This window comes from Chryseobacterium carnipullorum, from assembly GCF_003815695.1.
Lineage (GTDB): Bacteria > Bacteroidota > Bacteroidia > Flavobacteriales > Weeksellaceae > Chryseobacterium > Chryseobacterium carnipullorum.
Genome location: NZ_CP033920.1, coordinates 4,291,665 through 4,309,958 on the forward strand (window position 1 = coordinate 4,291,665; position 18,294 = coordinate 4,309,958).

Genomic DNA, 18,294 nt, shown 5'->3' on the forward strand with positions numbered 1-18,294 from the left:
TATTTCTTTTTTTACTTATTTTCCGCTTTTACGAAGATTACAATTGAATAAAGCGTCTGTTGTCATTGACATCATTAAAAGACGATTCGATAAAAGTTCCTCACTTATTTCGAATTTATACGGGCAAAAAGATAGGGGTAAACATCAAAATAAATCTTGTCAATGCACGTTGAAGCTGATGATTTAAAAAATCTGACCCCAACAGTTTTGTGTATCATGATTGGTTAATTTTATACTAACGAATGCTGCCTATACTATTTTATTTTTTATCTATCTGAATTAAATAAAAAAATAAAATAAGTAATGTACTACTCTGGATTCTACATCAAAACTGTGACCATTTTAAGATCTAACTTTCAGTTTTTTATTGCCAATCGAAAGATTCTATTTTACTTTCTATTAATCCCTGGCTCAGCGCTTAACTCATTATGAATTTTTTAAAAAAAGTAAAGCAACTGTTGTCAGTTGCTTTTATTGTTCAGATTATTTTTTAAGATAAGAAACTCTCCATACAATGCCACTTACATCATCAGCCACCAATAAGGATCCGTCCGCAATCTGAAGTACCCCTACAGGTCTCCCATAGACATCGCCTTTAGCTTCATTGGCGATAAAACCAGTGAGGAAAGGTTGATAAGAACCTGCCGCTTTTCCGTTCTTAAAAGGGACAAATGCGACCTGATAGCCCACCAGCGATGAACGGTTCCATGAACCGTGCTGCCCGATGAAGGCTCCGTTTTTATATTTTTCAGGAAACTGACCTCCGGTATAAAATGTTAACCCTAAAGAGGCGGTGTGGCTTCCCAAAGGAACATCCGGAACAATTGTTTTGGCCACCAGATCAGGCTTTTCGCCCTTTCTTCTGGGATCTTCATTTTTCCCGAAATATGCATACGGCCAGCCATAAAATGCATTTTGTTTCACACTGGTAAGATAGTCGGGAACCAGTTCATCGCCTAATTCGTCTCTTTCATTCACTACGGTCCACAATTCTCCGGTTACAGGATTCCAGCTCATTCCCACCGGATTTCTGAGTCCTGCTGCATATATTTTTTCGCCGCTTCCGTCAGGGTTTACTTCCAGAATATTCGCTCTTCTCACTTCATTTTCCATTCCGTTCTCGCCCACATTACTTCCGGAGCCAACCGTAATATAAATTTTAGACTGGTCTTTATTGGTAATAAGATTTCTGGTCCAGTGGTTGTTGTAACCTCCTGCAGGCAGATTAACGATCTTCTTTCCAGGTTTTGTTAATTTTGTTTCTCCGGCTTTGTACGGATATACCCACAGACCGTCTGTATTGGCTACGTAAAACTGATCTTTGATAATGAGCATTCCATAAGGCTGGTTTAAGTTATCTAAAAATACAGACGACGATTCTGCCACTCCATCTTTGTTGGCATCTCTGTAGAGGATGATCCTGTTGGCAGATTTCCCATCAACTTCAGCGCCACTTTTTCCACTCACGTCATTTTTTATTTTTTCTGTGGCGGAACGCTCTGAATTGGAAAGCACCACGAAAATGTCTCCATTTTCGCCCTGGATCATATTTCTGGGGCTTTTAATGTTTTCAGCAAAACGGGTTACAGTAAAACCTTCAGGAGCGGTCGGAGCTTTGTCTTTGGGCCATCCTATAACGTTACTGAATTTGTTTTTGGAATTTTTTTCGTCAGGCGGAGGCAGTTTTAAGGTATCGGTCTGTGTGAGAACTTCAGCACCGTCTGCCCCTTTTTCAGATTTATTTTTTTCTTTGCAGCCGACCATAAGCAGCACTGCTGCTGGTAAAAGATAATTTTTCATAATTTTTTGAGATGTGATGTTTAAAATTACTATCAATACAAATATCAGACCTGATAAAACATTATTGAAGTCTTTACCTATTAAAATTGTGCTTTAACACCCAATACAAAATTTCTTTTAGAGGCCGGATTATAATACCGGTTTCCAAAAGCATTGATGTCAAAACCTGAGACATACTCATTATTATAAAGATTCTGAATTTGCAGGTACACATTCAGTCTTGCTGTATGAAGATCTACCGGAACCCGGAATTGAATATTTCCGATCAAGCCTGGATCAGACCAAACAGAATTGGCATCATTTAAAGGCATTTTTGAGGTATAGAAATGGGAGTAATCAACAGAAAGTTTTTTAAAAAAGGTAAAATTCATTAAGCTGTTGACGGTTGTTCTTGGCACTCCTGTCAGATCATTCCCTGAAAAATCTCTTTCGTTTTGACGGTAGTTTTGAAATGTAAAGCGGTAAAATGCACCCGAAAACCTAAATTTGATCTTACTGAGAACATCATTTTTCAAATCAAAGTTCTTTGATTCAAGCAGAACCTCCAGGCCTTTCTGAACTGTTTGCCCTGCATTGACAAAGTATTCCTGTCCGGCTTCATTTTGCCTTCTTACAATGGCATCTTTCATCCGGAAGTCAAAATAACTTCCTTCCACAAAAATAGAATTCCCAAACTGCTTTCTGATGCCGAATTCTTTATTCCAACCGAATTCAGGATTCAGATTGATATTAAATTCCTGAGTGGAGGAACGTATTTCTTCATTGGTGGGTGCCGAATTTCCTTTCCCCATCTTTCCTCGTATTGAAAAGCCTTTTCCCAGCATATAGGTGATTCCAACATTCGGAAGCCATTGATTCTTAAATACTGCTCTGTTATTTTCTGACTGCGGATAAAGCCGTTCCCACTGATAGGCATTGGAATTGAGGCTGACCGAAATATCAGTAAATAGTTTTGAATTAACATTGAATTTCTGTGACAGAAAATAAAAGCCTGAAGTATTTTTGATCCTGTCAAAATTTTGCGGGCTGCCTTCATATCCTTTATTATTATCATAGTTTTTAACTAAAATATCGTTAATCCCGCCTTCGAATCCGAATCTGTAGGCTAATGAAATGTTGTTCCAGTTTTTCTCGTAATTCAGGTGTGTCCGTAGCGCAAAATTCTTTTCAAAACGGTTCTCAAGATTGGTAATGAAGGGATTTTCAAAATCAACATAGGAACCCTGAATTAAAATAAAGTGGGAAAAATTCCGACTGAAATTATATTCGTTTGAAATTCCGGCTAACATCATTTTATTGCGAATCCCTGTGTTTTGCACCACAGCACCGGGAAGCGCGGGAGTTCCCGGTCTTGCCTGTTTTCTGTCAATCTGCATTTGCTCCAAAGTCAATCCGCCGGGGATCTGGTACTCAAGATCCGTATACATAAGCATCGCTTTGAGTGATCCCTTTTCTGAATACTGAAAACGATCTTTGATGAAAATCTGCTTCCGCTGTACTCTGGACTGTTGCCTGTAGGAATCTGTTTGATAATAATTCTGAAAAATCTCTGCAAAATGTTTTCCGATCTGTTCTGACCAATCAAAACTCTGATTAAAAGTTCCATAACTTCCCATCGATATATTGGCGGAAAGGTTTTCGGAATCTTTGGTTTTAAGAAGAACAGTGCCGCCTGTAACCGCTCCGTAATCTCCACTTTCCGGACCTTTGTAGATTTCCATCCTGTCGATAAGTTCGGGAGAAATTACATTGAAATAGGTATTTCCTGAGGCATCGGACAAAATAAAATCATCGAGATAAACTTTTACATTCCGGACGCCAAAAGGGGATCTCAAAGTACTTCCCCGAAGAGAGATTCGGTAGCTTCCCGGTGAGCGTTCCTCCATTCTTGCGCCTGCCATCTGATTGATAGATTCCAGCATTCGTTCGGGGGTATTTTGACTGAGTACATTTTCAGAAACTACGGAAACAGACTTTGTGGAAGAGATAAAGCTTGCCGGTTTTTTGTACGCATCGATTGTAACCTGTGATATCAATGTTGCCGAATCTCTTTTTTGAGACCATACAAACGGAGCATACAATAGAGGAAGGAAAAGGTATATTTTTTTCATTGTATCAGGTAAAGCAAAAATTATACTTTTTCTTTATAAGATGATCTTTCTTTTTGACCTGTTCAATTGTATATTGTAATTACACTGAATACTTCTCTATTAACGGAAGGAAGGATTTTTTAGATTTAAGGTTTCTTTTTTCAGATGAGGGGCATTCTTCCACCCTATTTATTTCTTTTGTTTCATTTTCATTGCTCTCAATTTTTATGTAAAAAAAATTTAATTCTTTTATCATTGGCTTTGTTTTTGCCAAACAAGGGTATGAAAACAATTTATATTTTAGAAGATGAGACAGGCATCAGAGATGCATTGCAGTTGCTCCTGTCATTTGAAAACTATGATGTACGTTCTTTCTCTACTGTAGAGGCATTCAAGAACCGCGATTTATCTGTAAACCCTGATATTTTTATTCTGGATGTGATGCTTCCTGACGGATCAGGAACTGAAGTATGCAATGAACTGAAGAAAGAACCGGCTACCTCCCATATCCCAGTGATGATTATCAGTGCTCATGCAAAAGCTGATCATATCATCAAATCATGCCATGCTGACAATTTCATTGCTAAACCTTTTGATATCGATGATGTCCTTGTAAAAATTAAAGATCTGACTCATTAATTAAGGAGGTCTATCGTGTAGTGTTCCAATATTCTAAACATTGAAAAAAAAGCAACACCGCTTACATTATTTGTAAGCGGTAATTTTGTAACTCATCATTAATTTTTACATAGAAATTTTCCTACCAGATTTTCGAGAGCCACCAGATCAAAAGGCTTAGCGATGAAATCATCGGCTTCTGCTTTTTTTGCCAGTGCGCTGATGTCACTATTGGCGCTGATATAGATCACAGGAATATTTTTATATTCTTCTTTTTTTCTAAGGAGTTTAAGGGCCTGAATTCCTCCTATATTGGGAATCCAGTTATCCATTAAAATTAAATCCGGCTGGAAGCTTTCTACTCTTTCGAGTATGTCATGTGAAGTTTCAGAGATTTCAACTTCATACCCATTTTCAGCAAAAATGATTGTAAAAACATCTAAAATTGTTTTTTCATCATCAAAAACCAAAATTTTCTTTTTTCTATTCTCCATTTTTATATTTTATATCTGCGTTAAAGAAATACACTAATCAAGAAAAAACCTTGTCGTTATTTCAAAGCTTCATGATTAGTTTTGTCCAATTTTTACATTTTGAGGTAAGGTAAACCAGAATGTACTTCCTTCTCCTTTGGTACTGTCGACGCCAATTTTACCTGAATGTTTTTTAATAATTTCAGAACAGATATAGAGTCCCAACCCAATTCCTGAATAGGATTTCCCTAAATGACTGGAACGGTAATACCGGTCAAAAATATGGGGTATTTCCGATTGCTGTATCCCCGGTCCAAAGTCCCTGACAGAAATTTTAATATGATCGTTGATTACTTCGGTAGAAATATGGATCTCTTTAGAATTCTTTGCATATTTGATGGCATTATTTACGAAATTAACAACCACCTGCTCGATCCTGTGTTCGTCAGCATAAATATGCAGACTACTGTCACTATTGACAATGATCTGATATTCATTCTCTAAACGAACGTGGCTGCAGCTTTTATGCAACATATCATGCAGATTAAAAGTATTGCATTCCAAATGCAACTGATCCTGCCCCATTTTACTCATATTAAGGAGGTCGTCAATAAGCACGCTCATCTTATCAATTCCTTTATTGGACTGCTCAATAAGTTTCACATGAATATCGGAATAGGGACGTTCTTTAATACGGTTCAACAATTGTATGGAAGCTTTCACAGCGGTAAGAGGTGTTTTCAGCTCATGGCTTGCCACACTGAGAAAGTCATCTTTGCGCTGTTCAATAAGTTTTTTATCCGTGATGTCAGCCGTCATTCCAATCATTCTGTTGGCAATACCGTTTTCATCATATCTTGGGCGGCCATGGGCCTGTATCCAGTGAATGCTTCCATCTCTCCATTTTATAGGGTATTCGGCTTTATAAATTCCGTTGGTTTGTATGGCTTCCTGTACCAAAGCTCTTATCTTGTCGCGATATTCCGGAAAAATGGCATCAAAAAGATCCGAATAATTAAATTCTTCTTCAGGTAAGTATCCAAAGTTATATTTAAACTGGTGGGTACTCTGCATGATCCCGGTCTTAAGATCGACTTCGGTTGAACCTAAACGGCTTGCATCTAACGCAATTTCTAAACGGTTGTTCATTTCAGTGACGGAATTCCTCGCTATGACCTGATCTGTGACATCATTGGCAACAATCAATATGGAAGTACTTTTGTTATTCTCATCAAATATTGGTTGGTAGACAAAATTGAGATACCGTTCAACCAGATTTTCATTTTCTGTTATAAGGGCTTTAATTTCCTGTCCGTGATAGGGTTCTCCTGTATGATAAACTTCGGTTAAAATTTCAATAAAAGGCTGCCCCTCCAATTCAGGAAGCGCCTGTATTAAGGGAAGACCAATAACAGACTTATCTTTATTCCATATTTTTAAAACCATCTCATTTACGATATCAATCTCAAAATTTTCTCCTTTCAGAGAGGCCATGGCAACAGGAGATTTTTCGACTAAGGTTTTAAAACGTTTTTCATTTTCAGCAAGACTGTGATTGGCTGTCAGCAATTGTTTTCTTGCTAACAGTAAGTCATTGTTTGCAGCATAAAGCTCATCATGTTTGGATATGAGATCTTCATTGGTTGTGAGATATTCTTCATTCAATGCAGAGAGATCATCGATGAGCTGCTGTTCCGACTTGAATTTTTCTTCCAGTTTATTTTGTGATTCTTTTCTTTCCGTCACTTCAAATGCGGTATGCAAAATAAATTCGGTATTGCCCTGATCATCTAAAAAGGGCTTGTATTCAAAGTCAAAATAAAACTTTTGCATGATCCCGTCTACCTTGAGAATGGCAGGATAATCTCTGCCATTATATGTTTGTCCGGTGTTCCAGACTTCTTTCAATAGACCGGAAAATGGCTGATCATGAAGCTCCGGAAGGGCCTGGTCGAAGGTCTGTCCTACAACTTCCCTATTTTTGCCCCAGAACTTCAGCATTGCCTCATTGACACTAACAATTGTAATGTCCGATCCACTATAAATAGCAGTAGCATTGGGAGAATAAAAAAGTATCGACAACAATTTTTCGGATTGGATATAATCTGGAGAATTCATTTGAAGTATAAAAATTTTATTGTGCGGTCAAAAAGCTATTTTTAAGTTGATGTATATTCAATCAAAAATTGTTTGAGCAAAAGTCTGGCTGGATTGAAACAATATCAATTAACAAATATACAACGTAATTTGCCATTTTTTTCCAATCTTTTAATCGTGGCGATGTAATAATTAGATTTAACATAACTAAATATTACAAGATTAGGACTTTATAATTTATTGTACAGAAAAACACTGGTAAGAAATTTAATTATATGAACAAAATTAAAATAACTCCAACTTCATCATCACTTTTATTACTTTTCTTTTTTGTATATTAAGGTATGCGAAAAAACAGGGATTCTATCTTCGGATAAAAGGAAAGATCCTGACATTTTAGTTGGTTACTTTACAATAATAGAGGCTCAACTCTTTGTTAAACCTCTATTGATAAAAAACATGCATATCCTTTATATGATAGAATTAAATGCTATTTTAGCCTATCTTTTTTTCTCAAATACTCATTCTTGTTTCATTACCTTTTATTCCATGATACGTTTTTCCATGAAAGTTCTTTGAAGTATAGTATAAGTCTCTAAAATAGATATCTGTATCAATTTGATATTTTTCTACTGATTCTATGTTGATTTTCATTTCTTTTGATTCCTGTTGGTAAGCTATTCTTTGTACCGATTTTTTCTTGCTGCATCTGCAATAGACATGATCATTTTTTACATGATCAGCCAGCTTTACAACTCTTATCTCAATATTCTCATAACTTTTATATTTTGAAAAAGTCTGATGATCTAAAGTAAACCAGGGTTCACCGTGATAAAAAAAATGATCTATAATATCAGGATGGTTAGAATGTCCTATTTCTGCTGGGGTTGACGAATAATATCCATTACATTGGGTGCAATATGCTACCTTTACTTTTACCGACATATGATATGATTTTAGTGTTTCTTTTCTATATCATAAGTTATGCCACAGATGGTCATTTTAAAATCATTAACCCTATTGTTCACGGCTTTTGCAGCGTTGAAAGTGAGATGAATTCTTATTTATTTGAATTTTAAAGTATTACATTATACAGTTAAAATTTAGAATGTTCTTCACTAATGCTGAAATCCAAAGTAATAAATCCTCTTGTTTGAGCAGGTAAATTTTTTAATAATCTTGATAGTAGATGAAATTTAATGATTCCATATTTATAATTATTGATCTTATTAAATTATTATATAGTCTGCCTCATCATCTTCTATGACCTTGGGAGATTGGGTCACTCTTACCGCTTTCTTTCCATGCATCTTTTCAATAGAAAAATACAAGAAATATCATTGAACTAATTTAATATACTTTAGGTCCAGAAAACGGGTGTTTCGTGATGGGCCGAATGAATATTTTCATTCAACTTATCATGACAAAAAAATCATGATTTCAAAAAAAAATTCTTTATTTCTATTTAGTTTATGTAAAAAAAACAGCAATCCATTAAAAACACAACATGGTGATTAATAAATAAATGCTATTTTAGTACCACAAAAATATAAACCATGATAAAAAACTTATTTCCAAAATTAAACTATGATGGGAAAGGTTTTAGAAACAAACTTTTGTTGGGGATGATGATACTATCCTCACTTGTTTCAAAAGCCCAATCTCCTTCCCTAGAGATGACTGCCGGTGATGGTAACCCGACAGCGAATGTAACCAATGTTGTAAATAGTACTGTTATCAGACTGCGAAACAATACGGATAACCCTACCGGTAGTACGTATGCAACTTATGCAAACCCCACTGCTCTGAATGTTACTTATACAATAAGCAATGATCAGTATACACAAACGAATTTTACTGGCTACAACGGAGTTGTATTTATGGGATATCCGGGAGAACCTATTCTGACGTTAATGAATGCTTTCGGAAGTACAACTGTTAATACTCCTTTTACGAGCACCAGCGCACCAGTAGGGACTGGTATTGACATTACGACAAACAGGGCCATCAATTTCTCGACTAATGTACAGCCATTAACCACTGCCGGAAGAGCAACAAACCAACGCTGGCAAATGGCAGATTTAACTCTTACCTTCAGCAGACCCGTTAATAATCCCTATTTACAGATTAATGCCCTGGGAGGAACATCCAACGGGCAGTCTTATACTGCAGAATTTGATTATGTGTCTTCTAATGTTCCGGTGTCTTTTTCAAAAGTTTCTGGTACTGCACTCCTGAATGTTACATCTACTCAGATATTAAATTCGGCCGTAACTCCTGATGGTGCAGCGGCCAATTCTTCAAGGGGAACTGTATTGGTATCGGGAACAGGGATTACAACAATAACGTTGAGAATATATACACGGGGAGCAGCTGCCAATACGGGTACTAACTGGCATGGCACAACAAATACAGCCGGAGATGGCTATATGCTTGGCGTAACTGCTTCAGAATCGAACTTAAGCGTTACAAAAACGGTCAATAACTTAACTCCTCCTGCAGGAAATACAGCCAGTTTTACCATTACCGCCAGTAACCTGGGAGCTTCCAACGACACCAATGTGATCGTCAACGACCTTCTTCCTTCCGGATATACTTATGTTAATTCTACAACCTCCACAGGTACCTATAATAATGGCACAGGAGTCTGGAATATCGGAAATTTAAATGCCGGTGCAAGTGCTACTTTAGAAGTAAATGCGATTGTAAAAAGCACAGGTAGCTATCTGAACACCGCAACGATTTCAGGAGATTTATCGGATCCTGATCTAACCAATAATACTTCCAGTGTTACACCAACTCCGGTTATTACGGATACAGACGGTGATGGAATTGATAATACGGTTGATCTGGATGATGATAATGATGGTATTTTAGATACAGCTGAAGGCTATTGTACATCTCAAAGTGTATATACGCTGGATATAGCCAGCACCTTGGCAGGCGCTACAATTGGGGTCAATGGCGGAAACTTTAATCTGGTATATGCCCTTACTTCCGGTCCGGCAGTAGCATCATTGGGTAGCAGCTTTAATGTTCCCTTTACGTATTCTGATCTTAATAATACAGTGAATGCACAAAACCATACCTGGAGCATTTTCAACACTTCTGCAACAGAATTCAGGCTACTTCCTAACACAACTTCTTTATATACAGGTCTGCCAACAAACAATACAACCAATGAAGACCAGAGTGGCGCATCACCCAATACACCAGATTCCTGGTTCCGATATCTGCTAAGCACCAATAGGATCACCCAATTGGGAAATTATACGACAACTATAGGAAGTTTACCAACGGTAACAGGAACTTCTTCCTACAGCAGTAATACCGCGCTCACTTTATATTCATCTTTTAACGCCGCCAATGCCGCAACGGTACTTGGTAGCGGATATTACTCAAGGATGCAATTTCAGAATACTACTAATCCAGCCGCGGTAGCTGCAACCTTGCCTTTTACAGTAAATTATGGCAATACCTATACGTGGGATTATACCGCATTCACCAGTACGGCTGGATCCGGTGCAACCAACGGAGGAAACAGAGGACTCATAACTATTTCTCAGAATACAATTACTTTTTGTAACCATAGAGATACTGACGGAGACGGAATACCGGATTATCTGGATCTGGATTCTGATGGAGACGGATGTTATGATGCACTTGAAGGAGATGAAAATGTGCTTACTTCCCAATTGAATCCAAACGGAAGTATTGCAGGCAGTGTTGACGCACAAGGGGTCCCGGTAATAGTTAACTCTGGGGGGGCTGCTGATATAGGAGCAGACCAAGGTCAAGGTGTTGGAACTTCAGCTAATGCAGCTATCCAGGACACCCAATGCTTAACGGGATTCGGATGTACCAATAATATGTATCTATCTCAACTAAATACTTTGTATAACGTAGGGACATCAACTAATCCTTTTACCTATACCCAAATCGGAACACCGGCCGCTACCAATTATAATGCCATCGGTATTAATCCTCTGGACGGTTTTATGTATGGAATGCTTTCCAATTCCAATACAATTATCCGTATCAATGCCAATGGAACCTATAATACGCTCGGGTCGGTAACTGGTCTGCCTGGTGCGGTCATCTATAATTCGGGAGAAATAGATAATGCAGGCAACTATTATGTGAAGCAGAACACCAATAATAATCAGCTTTACAAAATAAATCTGACTACATTAACAGCTACCCTGATTACCCTTTCAATAAGTACAAATCTTCCTGATATAGCTTATAACCTGAGCACGGGACTTTTATATGGAGTTAACTCAACGAACGGACAACTCGTGTCCATTAATCCAGCTACAGGGGTTGTGGTTCCGATAGGAATTACACCGGGAGGAGTAAATTTCGGGGCCATGTTTGGTTCCAGTTCGGGTGAAATGTACGGTGTTGATAATGTAGGAGGCTTTTATCAGTTTAATTTATCAACGGGACAACGGGTTATGATTTCTGATGCACCTCCAAGTTCAGGAAATGATGGCGCACACTGTGTTACTTCCCCAATAGCTTTCAGTGCTGATCTTTCTGTAACCAAAACTGATGGAGTTTCTACTTACTCACCAGGCACCACTACCACTTACACGGTAGTTGTAAGTAATAGCGGTCCGTTTGGCGTTTTAAATGCTACGGTTTCAGATCCTGTTCCTGCTGGAATTCCACCGGCCAATGTGAGCTACACTGCAGTTGCAGCTGGTGGAGCGACTACTTCTGTATCCGGAACACAATCCGGAGCAATTAATGATTTGGTGGGACTTCCGGTTGGGGGTACTGTAACCTACACAATAGTGGTAAGTATACCTTTTGCCTATACGGGAAATCTGGTTAATACCGTAACGATTACTCCTCCGTCTAATGTAACAGAAGTGAACAATACTAATAATACGGCCACAGATACAGATACTCAGGCTGTCTGCTACAAACCTGCAGTGACGGCAGGAACCGTTTTAAATACTCCTTCGGGGGTTACTTCCCTGGGCAGAGCAGGAACTTCTACGGACGGAAATAACTGGCCAATGGTAAGAACTGGTGCGTGGACTGTCTTGGAAGCCAAAACGAAAGGCTTTGTTCCCAATAGACTTACCTCAGCACAGATTACTGCGATCCCTACGGCTAATCTTGTAGAGGGTATGATGGTCTATAATATTACGCTGGATTGTTTACAGGTCAATATCAACGGAACTGCGGCCGGATGGACCTGCTTCAATACTCAAACTTGCCCAACTAATTAACCTTTAAATCTATTCAAGATGAAAAATATCTTTGTAATCATATTGACTTTGTCCTTTGGATCTCTTTTTTCACAAGTTGCCATAGGAAAAAGCTCTGTTTCTTCCGGGTCTGTTTCTCTGGAATTTGGAACGGCTAACAGGGGAATCATACTGCCGTGGGTAACATCGACAGCAGCGGTGACAGGGGTTGTCAATGGAACCATGATTTATGATCTTAGCGATAAAAAAGTTAAGATTAAGTATGCTTCGGGATGGAAAGACCTTTCGTTAGAAACATCCGGAACAACGGTTGACCCGTTGACGGGGGTGGATGGTGTGTTGATCCAAAATACAGCGACAGAAAAGACATCCGCAAAGACATCAATAGGAACTCCAACTTCTACTCCGGGTATTTTGGTCCTGGAGGATACCACTAAAGCAATGATACTGCCAAAAGTTGCCAGTCCGCATCTTAACATCATCAACCCTGCCCCGGGAATGATGGTGTATGATACATTTAATAAGCAACTGGCTGTTTTTAACGGTAAATTCTGGACCTTTTGGAAACAATAAACTTATCATTATTAATCAATCAATTATTAAGCTGCTTCACTTTTGAGGCAGCTTATTTTTTATGGGGAACTAAAAATGACCTATTTTACCACTGACCTATTTTTAACGATTAAGATAGCCAGCCTCTAAATAATATGATAAAGTTCTTCTGTATGGAAATCTCATTCTTAGGCCATTGGGCCATCCATAACACAGCTTAACTACTCTCATTTTATGTATCACTATTTTATTAAATACTACCATCAGAAATAAAAAACAAATAAAAATATTGGTTTTCAATAAATTATGTGTACATTTGTAAAATAATCAGGCCCCTGCCGACGCTTCTTCTGAAATTCTTGAATTTACAATTCCCCATCAGTCTTCGCTTTTTCAGCCGCTAATTTTTGTCATCAATTTATCAGATGAAGTCCCTTTTTTCAGCTTGAATATTTCAAGATTCTAAAAATACCAACATCCTTTCTTGTTTTCAAATCGATTTATTACTGTTTTGATGTCATTATCAATGCTTTGATAGTACCATCAAAAAACAGTTTATCAGTTAATACAATAATTTTATAATACAATACAATGCAACAAGGAACAGTAAAATTCTTTAACGATGCCAAAGGATTTGGTTTTATCTCACCTTCAAATGGTGGTCAGGATGTTTTCGTACACATGTCAGGTTTAGTAGATACTATTCGTGAAAATGATGTCGTTACATTCGATCTTCAAAATGGCAACAAAGGCGTTAACGCGGTTAACGTAAAAATAGCCTAAATTTAAAAAACTGTCTGATGTTATCATCACAGTGATGGCAACAGCCAATACAATTTATAAGTCAATACAACAATTTTATAATACAATACAATGCAACAAGGAACAGTAAAATTCTTTAACGATGCCAAAGGATTTGGTTTTATCTCACCTTCAAATGGTGGTCAGGATGTTTTCGTACACATGTCAGGTCTAGTAGATACTATTCGTGAAAATGATGTCGTTACATTCGATCTTCAAAATGGCAACAAAGGCGTTAACGCGGTTAACGTAAAAGTAGCCTAAATTAAAAACCTGTTTTGATATTATCATCACAGTGATGGCAACAGCCAATACAATTTATCATTCAATACAACAATTTTATAATACAATACAATGCAACAAGGAACAGTAAAATTCTTTAACGATGCCAAAGGATTTGGTTTTATCTCACCTTCAAACGGTGGTCAGGATATTTTCGTACATATGTCAGGTTTAGTAGATACTATCCGTGAAAATGATGTCGTAACATTTGATCTTCAAAACGGCAACAAAGGCGTTAACGCGGTTAACGTAAAAGTAGCCTAAATTAAAAACCTGTTTTGATACTATCATCACAGTGATGGCAACAGCCAATACAATTTATAAGTCAATACAACAATTTTATAATACAATACAATGCAACAAGGAACAGTAAAATTCTTTAACGATGCCAAAGGATTTGGTTTTATCTCACCTTCAAACGGTGGTCAGGATGTTTTCGTACATATGTCAGGTTTAGTAGATACTATTCGTGAAAATGATATCGTTACATTCGATCTTCAAAACGGCAACAAAGGCGTTAACGCGGTTAACGTAAAAGTAGCATAGATTAAGATAAAAGCTTATACAGCTTTTTCTCCATACAAATATTAGCAGAGGACTTACATGTTCTCTGCTATTTTTTTGTTCTTCTATGACAACTTTACTTTTCAGTGCATTACTGATCATTAAGATTAATACACAATACCACCCTGCAGTTCAACGATAGGATTTTCCATATACTTCATATAGATCTATGTATCATCAGATTATATATAGTGCCCTACAGATCTATGATTACCATCGCAATTTTAATTTTGATATCGTTGTACCCGATATTAAAACCATTTCCTCTCAGAAAAGACTAATTGTTATTTCCAATCTGATTCTTTTTCAATGTTTTTAGAACTGAGCCAACAATAATACCCTGCTGAATAATTAAGGGCAGCTGAAATTAAGCTTCCTTTTTTGTTGAATGACAATCTCCCAAAATTGTATTGCATTGTATCTAAAGGATCTACTACACTGTTCATCATTTATTTTTAGTTTGCATGAATTTGAATAATCCTTTCCGTTACGGGTTTGAGGGCTTTATGATTATCCGGATTTACTCCATCCATGGTAAAAAACTCTACTTTATTCTGATGTTTCGAGTACCAAACATTATTCAATCCGTTAACGATATCTAAAGTGTCCGGGCGGGTAATTTTTCTAAAATATTTAAACTTCACAGTGTCAAGCGGAATAACAGTATGTTTGGGATTAAGATCAGTCTTAAAAGTTAATCTATACTCTACTCCATTCCAATACATATGATCCTTTTTTTGAAGGTACCCATTAAAATGAGCGAATGAACCAGCAGTTAAAAATAACCCAAAGACACCAAATCCCATTGCATTATTTTTATTAAGCATCTCAGAAAATTTAAATGTAGGAGCATGCGTAATTTTAATTATAATGCTGTTAATCGATTCAGTGAATGCATCAATCCCGTTACCAATCCTTACGCTGATGTCATTATTTGAGGATTGTTCACTGAAAAATCCATTTTTCTCTTTGTAATGTACATAATCTTGATAACCAAGGTACTTGCTCAATGCATCCAGACTTGATTTCTTTATGCTCTTATATTCCTTTTTTTCCAATACTAAACTTTCATAATATCCAAGCATTGTCTTATAGCTTAGGTTGATCTTATGGGTATTGATCAGGTCGGTACTTACATCCTTAAATACGCCACTATCTGAGGTCGCACGATCTAAATTTTTCGCTTTTAGATACACATCTTCCAGTAATTTTTTTTCAGGTAGTAATTCTTGATTCATCGTTATCAGATTTTTTCGAAAATTAAAACTTCTCCAGCAAATAATTTTACGGCTATCCTCAATGGCATTCGAAAAATTTCCAAATATTTTCCAAATTTCTGCTAACCGTTACTTTCTCTATTGCTGTTACTTTGCCATAGAAATCAGTGAGAAACTAAATACTCTTCAACAACCTGATTTCGGAATATCTGAGAAAACGGAGGATTGATCTCCGGGTTGGGAAGCAGGGGTTTCTCTTCCGTTTTCAAGGGTTTCACTTCCCAAAATTTAAGAAGCGCTTCTTTTTTCAAAAACGTGTAACACCACCTGCAATCAGTTTTGCGGGGAAGAACACCAATGTCAATTTTTAAATTTTAAAACAGTGATACAATTCTTATTAATGCTATTTGGATTAGCATTCGGAAACCATAACGGAAACCCATCGTACAATAATAATGGCACAAAAAGCATCGAAATACAATCCGGAGAAAGATTAAATCCGGAAACAGAGACTGGAGGAGATGACGGTAGTGGCGGACCTGGAGGAGGCGGAAACACCAGTGGTAGTACAGGTCAGACTCCACCACCGAGCCCAAGACCTTAATTATTAGAAGACAGATTGCTTAAATCTGTCTTTTTTTTATAATTTGCAGTCAAACTAATTAATCTTGAAAAAGTTATTTCTATTCTTCTTAACGTTAACCATTACTACCAGCTGTAAAAAAAAAATACAAACTGATTATACAAATGGACAGGATAATTTTAATTATGCCAAAGCTAGAAAGCTCCGGGATTCAATGAAAATAGATTCTGCTTATTATTTTTACAATCTTGCAAAAGATGATTATAAAAAGATGGGCGATTCATTAGGAATAGCACAATCCCTAATTAACATGGGAATCATCCAAACAAACAGAGGGGATTTTTATGGCGGTATAGAAACTTCGCTGGAAGCAGAAAAATATCTTAGAAATGACAATGACATTAACGTCAAGGCAAATCTTGCCAGAAATTTCAATAATATGGCCATTGCATCTTCCTTTCTTTATAATTACAATGATGCCATAAAATTCTACCAAAATACTCTAAAATATACAAAAGATAAAAATGACAGAGCGGTCTATTATAACAACATAGGCAAGGTCCTGACAAATATGAAAGAGTATACTAAAGCAAAGTATTACTTAGAATTATCTCTCAATACCACATCAAACACTATGGATTATGCCCGTGCGCTTAGTAATTTGTCAGCGGCTAAATATTTATCAGATAAAAATGATGACCCTTTAAAAGATTATTTAAGAGCATTAGATATCAGATACCGATCTAAAAATATCACTGAAATGAATTCAAGCTATGCTACTCTTTCAGATTATTATTCAGATAAAGATATTGATTCTGCAAAACTATATGCAGAAAAAATGTACAGCACCTCCAAACAAATTAAAAACCCAGAAGACCAACTGCAAGCATTACAAAAGCTAATAAATCTTGATAAAAATAATTATTTAAAATATTTTAATACGTTTCAAAATATAAACGACAGTGTTATAATAGCACGGGGAAAAGCAAAGAATCAGTTTGCCCTTATCAAATCAGATATTGATAAAACAGAGTCAAAAAACATTGAACTGCAGGCTAAAAACCTGGAAGCTGAAAATAAATTGTTATATAGAAATATGATCGTAGCTAGTCTATTGTTAACACTTATTATAGGTGTTATATGGTATACGAAAAGAAAAAAAAGACTTCAAAAAGAAAAAGAACTCGAAGTAAAAAATACAGAATTAAAATATTCTAAAAAAGTACATGACGTCGTAGCCAATGGAATTTATCAGGTGATGACCAAGCTGGAAAATCATCTGGATATCAGCAGAAATGAAACTTTGGATGATCTGGAATACATTTATAACAGATCAAGAAACCTATCTTATGAGAATATTGAAATTAATGACGAATCAGAAATTTTCAGTGAAAAGATAAGAAAATTGATGGGCTACTTTACGAGTGATCATATAGATACAATTTTAATAGGCAATGATGTAGAGGTTTGGGAAAACATATCTCATTCTTGTAAAGCTGAAGTATATCAGGTTCTGCGGGAGTTGCTTATCAATATGAAAAAACACAGTCATGCAGATCGTGTTACTTTGAAATTTGAAAGGACTTTTGAAAAAGTTAAAATTCACTATTCTGACACTGGAGTTGGAATCAATAATGAAACTATTTTAAAAAATGGTGTTCGTAATATGATTAACCGAATTGAGAATTTGGGAGGCTGTATTACTTTTGAAAATAAAACCCAAACTGAAAAAGGAATGATCGTACACTTTTCTTTTCCTTTTTCATAAAAAATATTCTTAAAAACCTTTCAAGTGCTGAAGACCATTTTATATTTTCACGTTAAAAATTGGTATTGACAGAATTTCTTATGGCTAAAAAAGGATGTTTAAATGAAGATTACACAAGTGAAATAAAAAAATTGGTAAAGCTTTCAAGGCTTGGAATTAACTATGCATTCTGACTAATGTAAAATTCTTTATTACACGACATGTTTTGTCGCATGATGAATATAGCT

General features: G+C 36.5%; 17 protein-coding genes. 9 read left to right on the top strand and 8 right to left on the bottom strand.

The annotated features are described in order from the left end of the window. Positions 1 to 483 precede the first annotated feature (483 nt). The 3 genes from EG346_RS19630 to EG346_RS24910 all read right to left on the bottom strand — a co-directional run bounded on the left by EG346_RS19630 (position 484) and on the right by EG346_RS24910 (position 4,146). Positions 484 to 1,800 carry a PQQ-dependent sugar dehydrogenase gene (locus tag EG346_RS19630; RefSeq protein WP_123880964.1) on the bottom strand — a complete coding sequence of 439 codons (1,317 nt, stop codon included), beginning with the start codon at positions 1,798 to 1,800 and terminating at the stop codon, positions 484 to 486. Positions 1,801 to 1,880: 80 nt separating this feature from the next. Then, the gene (locus EG346_RS19635) at positions 1,881 to 3,911 is read right to left on the bottom strand and encodes a TonB-dependent receptor (RefSeq protein WP_123880966.1); all 2,031 of its coding nucleotides are present in this window, start codon (positions 3,909 to 3,911) and stop codon (positions 1,881 to 1,883) included. 79 nt (positions 3,912 to 3,990) lie between these two features. Then, on the bottom strand, positions 3,991 to 4,146 hold the full coding sequence (locus tag EG346_RS24910) for a hypothetical protein (RefSeq protein WP_164466235.1): 156 nt from the start codon (positions 4,144 to 4,146) through the stop codon (positions 3,991 to 3,993). A 26-nt stretch (positions 4,147 to 4,172) separates the two neighbouring features. Between EG346_RS24910 and EG346_RS19640 the strand changes: the two genes are divergently transcribed. After that, a complete protein-coding gene (locus EG346_RS19640; RefSeq protein WP_123880968.1) occupies positions 4,173 to 4,529 on the top strand; it encodes a response regulator transcription factor in 357 nt (118 codons plus the stop codon). A 98-nt stretch (positions 4,530 to 4,627) separates the two neighbouring features. Here EG346_RS19640 and EG346_RS19645 read toward each other — a convergent pair whose 3' ends face one another. The 3 genes from EG346_RS19645 to EG346_RS19655 all read right to left on the bottom strand — a co-directional run bounded on the left by EG346_RS19645 (position 4,628) and on the right by EG346_RS19655 (position 8,023). After that, positions 4,628 to 5,002 (bottom strand): response regulator, encoded by a 375-nt coding sequence (locus EG346_RS19645; RefSeq protein ID WP_123880970.1) that lies wholly within the window; start codon positions 5,000 to 5,002, stop codon positions 4,628 to 4,630. Positions 5,003 to 5,077: 75 nt separating this feature from the next. Continuing rightward, positions 5,078 to 7,099: an ATP-binding protein gene (locus EG346_RS19650; protein WP_123880972.1), complete on the bottom strand. Its 2,022-nt coding sequence runs from the start codon at positions 7,097 to 7,099 to the stop codon at positions 5,078 to 5,080. A gap of 492 nt (positions 7,100 to 7,591) precedes the next feature. Continuing rightward, positions 7,592 to 8,023: a hypothetical protein gene (locus EG346_RS19655; protein ID WP_123880974.1), complete on the bottom strand. Its 432-nt coding sequence runs from the start codon at positions 8,021 to 8,023 to the stop codon at positions 7,592 to 7,594. Between the two features lie 611 nt (positions 8,024 to 8,634). Here EG346_RS19655 and EG346_RS19660 point away from each other — a divergent pair. The 6 genes from EG346_RS19660 (at position 8,635) to EG346_RS19685 (ending at position 14,481) form a co-directional block, all read left to right on the top strand. Next, the gene (locus tag EG346_RS19660) at positions 8,635 to 12,321 is read left to right on the top strand and encodes a DUF6923 family protein (protein WP_123880976.1); all 3,687 of its coding nucleotides are present in this window, start codon (positions 8,635 to 8,637) and stop codon (positions 12,319 to 12,321) included. Positions 12,322 to 12,339: 18 nt separating this feature from the next. Continuing rightward, the gene (locus EG346_RS19665; protein WP_123880978.1) at positions 12,340 to 12,873 is read left to right on the top strand and encodes a phage tail-like protein; all 534 of its coding nucleotides are present in this window, start codon (positions 12,340 to 12,342) and stop codon (positions 12,871 to 12,873) included. Between the two features lie 570 nt (positions 12,874 to 13,443). Continuing rightward, entirely contained in the window at positions 13,444 to 13,635 is a 192-nt protein-coding gene (locus EG346_RS19670) for a cold-shock protein (protein ID WP_073331043.1), read from the top strand. A 90-nt stretch (positions 13,636 to 13,725) separates the two neighbouring features. Continuing rightward, the gene (locus EG346_RS19675; RefSeq protein WP_073331040.1) at positions 13,726 to 13,917 is read left to right on the top strand and encodes a cold-shock protein; all 192 of its coding nucleotides are present in this window, start codon (positions 13,726 to 13,728) and stop codon (positions 13,915 to 13,917) included. A 90-nt stretch (positions 13,918 to 14,007) separates the two neighbouring features. Then, positions 14,008 to 14,199: a cold-shock protein gene (locus EG346_RS19680; protein ID WP_123880981.1), complete on the top strand. Its 192-nt coding sequence runs from the start codon at positions 14,008 to 14,010 to the stop codon at positions 14,197 to 14,199. A gap of 90 nt (positions 14,200 to 14,289) precedes the next feature. Next, positions 14,290 to 14,481: a cold-shock protein gene (locus EG346_RS19685; protein WP_123880983.1), complete on the top strand. Its 192-nt coding sequence runs from the start codon at positions 14,290 to 14,292 to the stop codon at positions 14,479 to 14,481. Positions 14,482 to 14,783: 302 nt separating this feature from the next. Here the strand turns inward: EG346_RS19685 and EG346_RS24915 are convergent, their stop codons facing one another. Together EG346_RS24915 and EG346_RS19690 are read right to left on the bottom strand one after the other, a co-directional pair. Next, the gene (locus EG346_RS24915) at positions 14,784 to 14,948 is read right to left on the bottom strand and encodes a hypothetical protein (RefSeq protein ID WP_164466237.1); all 165 of its coding nucleotides are present in this window, start codon (positions 14,946 to 14,948) and stop codon (positions 14,784 to 14,786) included. Positions 14,949 to 14,954: 6 nt separating this feature from the next. Beyond that, positions 14,955 to 15,737, bottom strand: coding sequence for a hypothetical protein (locus EG346_RS19690; protein WP_123880985.1), 783 nt, complete (start codon positions 15,735 to 15,737; stop codon positions 14,955 to 14,957). Positions 15,738 to 16,116: 379 nt separating this feature from the next. Between EG346_RS19690 and EG346_RS19695 the strand changes: the two genes are divergently transcribed. Together EG346_RS19695 and EG346_RS19700 are read left to right on the top strand one after the other, a co-directional pair. Beyond that, entirely contained in the window at positions 16,117 to 16,320 is a 204-nt protein-coding gene (locus tag EG346_RS19695; protein ID WP_123880987.1) for a hypothetical protein, read from the top strand. Between the two features lie 64 nt (positions 16,321 to 16,384). Further along, positions 16,385 to 18,067, top strand: a complete 1,683-nt coding sequence (locus EG346_RS19700; protein ID WP_123880989.1) for a tetratricopeptide repeat-containing sensor histidine kinase — start codon at positions 16,385 to 16,387, stop codon at positions 18,065 to 18,067. Positions 18,068 to 18,294: the final 227 nt, after the last annotated feature.

Coding starts and splice junctions, on each gene's coding strand:
- EG346_RS19660 (WP_123880976.1), top strand. CDS start 8,635: ATGATAAAAAACTTATTTCCAAAATTAAACTATGATGGGAAAGGTTTT.
- EG346_RS19690 (WP_123880985.1), bottom strand. CDS start 15,737: ATGAATCAAGAATTACTACCTGAAAAAAAATTACTGGAAGATGTGTAT.
- EG346_RS19685 (WP_123880983.1), top strand. CDS start 14,290: ATGCAACAAGGAACAGTAAAATTCTTTAACGATGCCAAAGGATTTGGT.
- EG346_RS24915 (WP_164466237.1), bottom strand. CDS start 14,948: ATGATGAACAGTGTAGTAGATCCTTTAGATACAATGCAATACAATTTT.
- EG346_RS19650 (WP_123880972.1), bottom strand. CDS start 7,099: ATGAATTCTCCAGATTATATCCAATCCGAAAAATTGTTGTCGATACTT.
- EG346_RS19670 (WP_073331043.1), top strand. CDS start 13,444: ATGCAACAAGGAACAGTAAAATTCTTTAACGATGCCAAAGGATTTGGT.
- EG346_RS19675 (WP_073331040.1), top strand. CDS start 13,726: ATGCAACAAGGAACAGTAAAATTCTTTAACGATGCCAAAGGATTTGGT.
- EG346_RS19680 (WP_123880981.1), top strand. CDS start 14,008: ATGCAACAAGGAACAGTAAAATTCTTTAACGATGCCAAAGGATTTGGT.
- EG346_RS24910 (WP_164466235.1), bottom strand. CDS start 4,146: ATGATAAAAGAATTAAATTTTTTTTACATAAAAATTGAGAGCAATGAA.
- EG346_RS19645 (WP_123880970.1), bottom strand. CDS start 5,002: ATGGAGAATAGAAAAAAGAAAATTTTGGTTTTTGATGATGAAAAAACA.
- EG346_RS19655 (WP_123880974.1), bottom strand. CDS start 8,023: ATGTCGGTAAAAGTAAAGGTAGCATATTGCACCCAATGTAATGGATAT.
- EG346_RS19630 (WP_123880964.1), bottom strand. CDS start 1,800: ATGAAAAATTATCTTTTACCAGCAGCAGTGCTGCTTATGGTCGGCTGC.
- EG346_RS19665 (WP_123880978.1), top strand. CDS start 12,340: ATGAAAAATATCTTTGTAATCATATTGACTTTGTCCTTTGGATCTCTT.
- EG346_RS19640 (WP_123880968.1), top strand. CDS start 4,173: ATGAAAACAATTTATATTTTAGAAGATGAGACAGGCATCAGAGATGCA.
- EG346_RS19635 (WP_123880966.1), bottom strand. CDS start 3,911: ATGAAAAAAATATACCTTTTCCTTCCTCTATTGTATGCTCCGTTTGTA.
- EG346_RS19695 (WP_123880987.1), top strand. CDS start 16,117: ATGCTATTTGGATTAGCATTCGGAAACCATAACGGAAACCCATCGTAC.